The following is a 5,976-nucleotide window of genomic DNA, read 5'->3' on the forward strand; positions in this document are numbered from 1 at the left end:
ATAACCGAAAAAATAGGGGAAGAATAATAATTTTAACCCCCCGTAGGGTGGATTAGCGCAGCGTAATCCACCATTACATCAATTATTGAATAACCATAGATTAGGTGCGTTACACTTCGTTAACGCACCCTACAAGAGCGGCGATCGCACTATACAAACCAAGGAGTATAAAGCTATTTTTGTTTTATGGCTAGGCTATCCTCGCAAACAAGGGGATAAAAATGATTGTTACAAAGTTTTCACAAAAATGGTTGAGCGAGGTGATTTTCCCAATTCTCTTGACGCTTTAATCCTTGATAGCCAAGAAGATTAGCTAGTGATAAGGTGGTTGAAAAAGCGATCGTAACCCACAGATACACTTTCAACTGCTCCTCCAGAGAAAGATTGAGGTCTAACGTCCACGTTCAGCAGTTGCCGAGATCTTTAGCATCTCACCTAGGCGGCTTGAGTCAATCCGCTGCACCAGGGTTGTTAGGCGGCTGCTTTTTGCCCCGCTTTTTTTGATACCACTTCCAGAGAAAAGGAGATAGTGGTACAAGAATACTTGCCCATAACCACTGCCAATTACCCGCAACAAAAGTTGAGATACGCTGACCTACAGAAACCTCTACTTCAATTGTCTTATCAAATGTTCGTATCACAAGTGGCACTTTTTGATTCGATACATTGATAATGGCTGACAGCGTAAGATACAGATTCTGATCCCCATCTTTCGTCGGGGTGACTTCCCATTTCCACTGCGTTGTTTTACCTCTATAAACAGCCTGTTCCTGTGGAACTAATGCCTCAATCTTAAAACCTAGTCCCGAAAGGTCTGCTTCCATTCGATTTGATATTTGTATCCGTGCTGACTCAGTTTGTTCACGAGACTTCAAAGAAGATTGAAGCTCTTGGACAGATTTGGTTGGTGATAGAAGTAACTCGATAGTTTTAGGTTCTTCAAACTTCATTTTCTTGGGTGTATCAAACGCAATGTTTCCCCATTCAAGATTACTCACTATCTCTTCCACAACGCCCAGGGAGGTCGCAGGCATAGTCGGAGGCGGAGCCGTAGACGTCCCAGACGTGTCTCTAGGAAAATCTAGATGAATAAGATTAAGATAGAGGTTTCCGAAAATTACCATAAAAGCTATAAGTACAGTGCCAAGCAAAAAACTGAAAATTGCATTTTTTTTTCTCATATTTTTTTCTCATAAATGCTTGAAGAACCGTGGAGTCGATAACTACAGTTAAGTTAACTGTGGACACCAACAGATAGCCTACCAATTACTTCTGCAACCAATAACTGAAGCCGCATAACTATTAATTATACCGCTCTCTGCGGTCTAGCACCCTCCTCTATCTTACTATCCCACCTCCATCGGTCTAACACCCCCTTAATCATACCTAATACCGCACTGTGCGGTTTAATCACCTCAATTTGGGCATAATTAGCGCAGCGGAACGAAGAACCTGAAAACTCACATCTGCTCACTGCTCACTGATTACTGATTGCCTCCTATTGACACAAACGTTGATAAACTGTGGCCAAAGCTTGGACATCACCGACGTTACCCGGGAAAAGAACCACAGGTAAATTAGGAAAGAGATGATGATCGGCTGCTGTGCGAACCATGGAGACACCGGGGAGAATCTGACCGAGTAAACGGGCCGATTGCAGGCTTAAACCCGTACTTAAGACATCATTGGAAGTAATTCCGCCTTTACTGATTAAAAAACTGATATCACTGGGTAAACCCTTAACAATGTCCATTAACAGGGTGGAGACGGCAACCCCAAAATCAAGACGTTTCTGCACAGAAGCAAAGGTTAACTCTTGCCGACTGGTATAGATCACGGGGGTTTGTTTATTTTTGTGAATAAGCTTGACTTTTTCCAGAACTTGTGCTAGGAGTTGCTCTCGTTGGTCAGGACGATCGCGCAATGCCGTCACATCGATTTCAACTCCGACGGTGTTGGGTTGTTGAAGCAGTTCATCTAATTGTTGGGTAGTTTTTTTGACGTGGGAACCGACGATAATTGCCCCGGCTTCCCCCGTGGGCTTATACTTACCCATAGATTCCGGTGCGATCGGTTGAGTTCCTAAATTAGCCAAAGAAGTTAGAATACTGGCGGCACTACGGAATAAAAATTTTTTTCCTTCCCCTGCGGCGGTTAAAATATCTTCAGCAAAGCGATCGAGATCCGCTTGAGTTTCCCCATCTACCACCCCACATTGATTATTTTTGAGCTTTTGCAGTCGTTCTAAACTACCTTGACGGATATCTGCCAGTAAAAATCTTTCCACATCATCTGCTTTAATTTTACCTTTCGTTTTCTCCTCCACATAATCCGGCAGATAACTGTAATGGTAGGCAAAAACCGAATCGCGAGCGAATTCCGTCTCGTGGACGGGAGTGGGAACGCCATCGATGATTAAATAGTGAATACTATCACGGGTGATTCTACCTCCCTCAAAAAAGGCTGGAATCAGGAAATGTGCATCAAAACCGCCCAATTCTTCGGCAATAACATCAGTTTCGATCGGATAATGCCCGCGCAGGGTAGAATCGGAACGACTAACCACCAAAAAATCCTCGATTCCCTCTTTAGTTAAGGCAGTTTTCAGGTTATGACAGACTTCTCGCGTGACAGACTCGGCTTTTTCGGGGGTTAAAGCGCGAGTATTGGTCAAAACAAAGAAAATTGGCGCATTATCTGCCAATCCTAAGCGGAGAGTATCTTCATCCCACCGCATCAATAACAGACAACTATGGACTGTTTGGGAACCTGTCGGGTCGTCATCTAAGACTATAATTTTAGGTCTATTATTGCTCATATATTTTTTATCAGGATGGGAGGGACGAAGGAACCAAGAGAATCTGGTTAATAGTTTATCGGGTTCTGGTTCCCCATTAAAGTCGTCCCCTCCGCAAGCAACCGCTATCAATCTTGATCACAATCTGTCCAATATAGGATAAGCTATACCATGATTCATACAGTGACGAAGTTGAGCGCGGGAGACTTCCCTTTGAATACGTTAATCCACCCCACTGCGGTTATCCATCCGTCGGCAAAACTTGATCCCAAGGTTAAAGTTGGTCCCTATGCTGTGATCGGGGCCAATGTGGAAATTGAAGCTGATACAATTATTGATGCCCATGTGGTCATTGAAGGTCCGACTAAAATTGGCAAGGGTAATCATATTTTTTCTGGGGCTGTTATTGGTAATGAACCACAGGATTTAAAGTATAAAGGGGGCGAAAGTAGCGTAGAAATTGGTGATCATAACCAAATTCGCGAGTTTGTCACGATTAATCGTGCCACGGATACGGGAGAAGTTACCCAAATTGGCAATAATAATTTATTAATGGCCTATGTTCACGTTGCCCATAATTGTATTTTGCAAGATAACATTATTATCGCTAATAGTGTCGCCTTGGCTGGTCATGTCCAGATCGAATCAAAAGCAGTTATCGGGGGGGTTTTAGGAGTACATCAATTTGTTCATATTGGCAAAATGGCCATGTTAGGAGGAATGAGTCGTATTGATCGCGATGTTCCCCCTTTTACTTTAGTGGAAGGCAATCCCTGTCGCGTGCGAACTCTTAATTTAGTCGGTTTACAAAGGGCCGGTTTTACCGATGAAGATCTAGCTTTACTGAAAAAAGCTTTTCGGATTATCTATCGTTCTAATATAAATCTTCAGGAGGCTTTAGAACAAGTTTCTCTCTTAACCGATAACCCCCATGTTCAACATCTCTGTCAATTTTTACAATCCTCTACCACCGGAGAAAAACGTCGCGGTTTAATTCCGGGGAAATAATTTATTGAGGAACAGTCTGTAGGGTGTAGGGTGTGGGGTGTAGGGTGTGGGGTGTAGGGTGTGGGGTGTGGGGTGTGGGGTGATGGGGAAGTGGGGAAGTGGGAAGAATAAATAAAAATAATCTCCTATCTCCTATCTCCTATCTCCTGACTCCTGACTCCTGAATCCTGTCTCCTGAATTCTTTTATTATCAAATAATTATCCAAATGCGTATATTTATTAGTACGGGTGAGGTATCGGGTGATTTACAGGCAGCCATGCTGATTGAATCCCTTTTTAAACTAGCTAAAACCCAAGAAATTGAGTTAGAAATTTTTGCACTAGGTGGCGATCGCATGGAGTTAGCCGGAGCAAAAATGTTGGGTAAAACCACTCGACTGGCTGCCATGGGATTAATTGAATCTATCCCCTTTATTTGGCCAACTTTACAACTACAAAAACGAGCAAAAGAGTTTTTTAGAGATCATCCCCCTGATCTGATTATTTTAATTGATTATGTGGGGGCAAATGTGGCGATCGGTCAATCGGCTAAAAAAATTATTCCCCAGGTGCCAATAATTTATTATATTGCCCCACAGGTGTGGATTTGGTCAGAAGAAAATATCCCCTCAGCTAAACTCAGGGCCACAGCAGAAAAGTTATTTAATACGGAAAAATTAATCGCCGTCACGGATAAATTATTGGCAATTTTTCCCGCCGAAGCTCGTTTTTTTGAAACAAAAGGTTTACCAGTAACTTGGGTGGGACATCCTTTAGTTGATCGTATGGCAAATGCTCCCAATCGGCAAGAAATGCGGCAAAAATGGGCAATAAAACCCGAAGAAACGGTGATCGCTTTGTTACCTGCTTCCCGTCAACAGGAGTTTAAATATCTCGTGCCGACGGTGTGCGCTGCTGCCCAAAAATTACAGGAAAAAATTCCCGATATTAAGTTTTTAATTCCCGTTCCCCTAGCTTTATACGAACCAAAAATGCGAGAATTAGTAGAGGAATATGGATTAAATGCGGTGATTATGGAACGAGATCAGACTTTAGAAGCGATTGCCGCTGCCGATCTGGCTGTGGCTAAGTCTGGTACAGTTAATCTCGAAATTGCTTTGTTAAACGTGCCGCAGGTGGTGGTTTACCGTTTAAGTGCAGTTACTGCTTGGATTGCCCGCAATATTATGAAGTTTTCTGTACCATTTGTCTCACCGGTAAATTTAGTTTTAATGCGAGAAATTGTTCCCGAATTATTACAAGAGGAAGCTAACCCAGAGAGAATTATGCAGGAATGTCTAGATTTATTATTAAATCAGCAACGTCGCCAAAAAATGTTAGATGAATACGCAGAAACTAAAGCCGGTTTAGGAACAGTAGGCAGTTGCGAGCGAGTGGCACAAGAGGTGTTTAAAATAGGCCTTTGTTAGGAGTCAGGAGCCGGTCGTCAGGAGTCAGGAGACAGGAGATAGGAGTCAGGAATCAGGAGATAGGATTGCTGGAGATAGGAGTCAGGAGGCAGCTTTATTCTCCCCACACCCCACACCCTACACCCTACACCCCACACCCCACACCCTGCCCCAGGAAAAACTCTTTGCCGCAAACCCTACTTATAAGCGTCCATACCCTCACAGGAACAAACCAGATTTCTGTCCCCGTAAGCATTATCAACCCGTCCCACTACCGGCCAGAATTTATAATCTTTTAGCCAAGAAAGCGGGTAAGCTGCCTGTTGACGGGAATAGGGACGACTCCAATCATCGGCAGTTAAAACTGCGGCTGTGTGGGGGGCATTTTTCAAAGGATTATCGTGGGGATCCATGCTCCCATTAGCGATCGCTTGTACTTCTTGATAGATAGTTAACAAAGCTTCACAAAAACGGTCTAATTCCCCCAAAGATTCGCTTTCCGTGGGTTCCACCATCATTGTACCCGCCACGGGCCAAGAAACCGTCGGCGCGTGGAAACCGAAATCCATCAAACGTTTTGCCACATCTTCCACCTCGATGCCGGCCTGTTTTTTCAGGGGACGTAAATCAATAACGCACTCGTGGGCAACCGTTCCCGCGCTACCCTTAAATAACACTGGATAGGCCGACTCCAGATGAAAAGCCAGATAATTAGCGTTCAAAATTGCCACTTCTGTCGCTTTTTTCAAGCCGGCTGCCCCCATCATAGCGATATACATCCAA

General features: G+C 43.7%; 5 protein-coding genes and 1 pseudogene. 3 read left to right on the forward strand and 3 right to left on the reverse strand.

The annotated features are described in order from the left end of the window. The first annotated feature begins 85 nt into the window (after positions 1–85). A complete protein-coding gene (locus PX481_RS23315; RefSeq protein WP_288096307.1) occupies positions 86–313 on the forward strand; it encodes a type II toxin-antitoxin system YhaV family toxin in 228 nt (75 codons plus the stop codon). A gap of 136 nt (positions 314–449) precedes the next feature. Here the strand turns inward: PX481_RS23315 and PX481_RS23320 are convergent, their stop codons facing one another. Together PX481_RS23320 and PX481_RS23325 are read right to left on the reverse strand one after the other, a co-directional pair. Beyond that, positions 450–1,181 (reverse strand): hypothetical protein, encoded by a 732-nt coding sequence (locus PX481_RS23320; RefSeq protein ID WP_288096309.1) that lies wholly within the window; start codon positions 1,179–1,181, stop codon positions 450–452. A gap of 317 nt (positions 1,182–1,498) precedes the next feature. Continuing rightward, entirely contained in the window at positions 1,499–2,818 is a 1,320-nt protein-coding gene (locus tag PX481_RS23325) for a four-carbon acid sugar kinase family protein (protein WP_002761668.1), read from the reverse strand. 150 nt (positions 2,819–2,968) lie between these two features. Here PX481_RS23325 and lpxA point away from each other — a divergent pair, with 150 nt between their 5' ends. Both lpxA and lpxB read left to right on the forward strand, forming a co-directional pair. Then, positions 2,969–3,805: an acyl-ACP--UDP-N-acetylglucosamine O-acyltransferase gene (lpxA, locus tag PX481_RS23330; RefSeq protein ID WP_002764806.1), complete on the forward strand. Its 837-nt coding sequence runs from the start codon at positions 2,969–2,971 to the stop codon at positions 3,803–3,805. A 206-nt stretch (positions 3,806–4,011) separates the two neighbouring features. Then, positions 4,012–5,214 carry a lipid-A-disaccharide synthase gene (gene lpxB / locus PX481_RS23335; protein WP_288096311.1) on the forward strand — a complete coding sequence of 401 codons (1,203 nt, stop codon included), beginning with the start codon at positions 4,012–4,014 and terminating at the stop codon, positions 5,212–5,214. 176 nt (positions 5,215–5,390) lie between these two features. Here lpxB and PX481_RS23340 read toward each other — a convergent pair. Further along, positions 5,391–5,976 (reverse strand): annotated as a pseudogene (locus PX481_RS23340) (aminomethyl-transferring glycine dehydrogenase); the annotation flags it as partial.

The organism is Microcystis sp. M53603_WE2, from assembly GCF_030065435.1.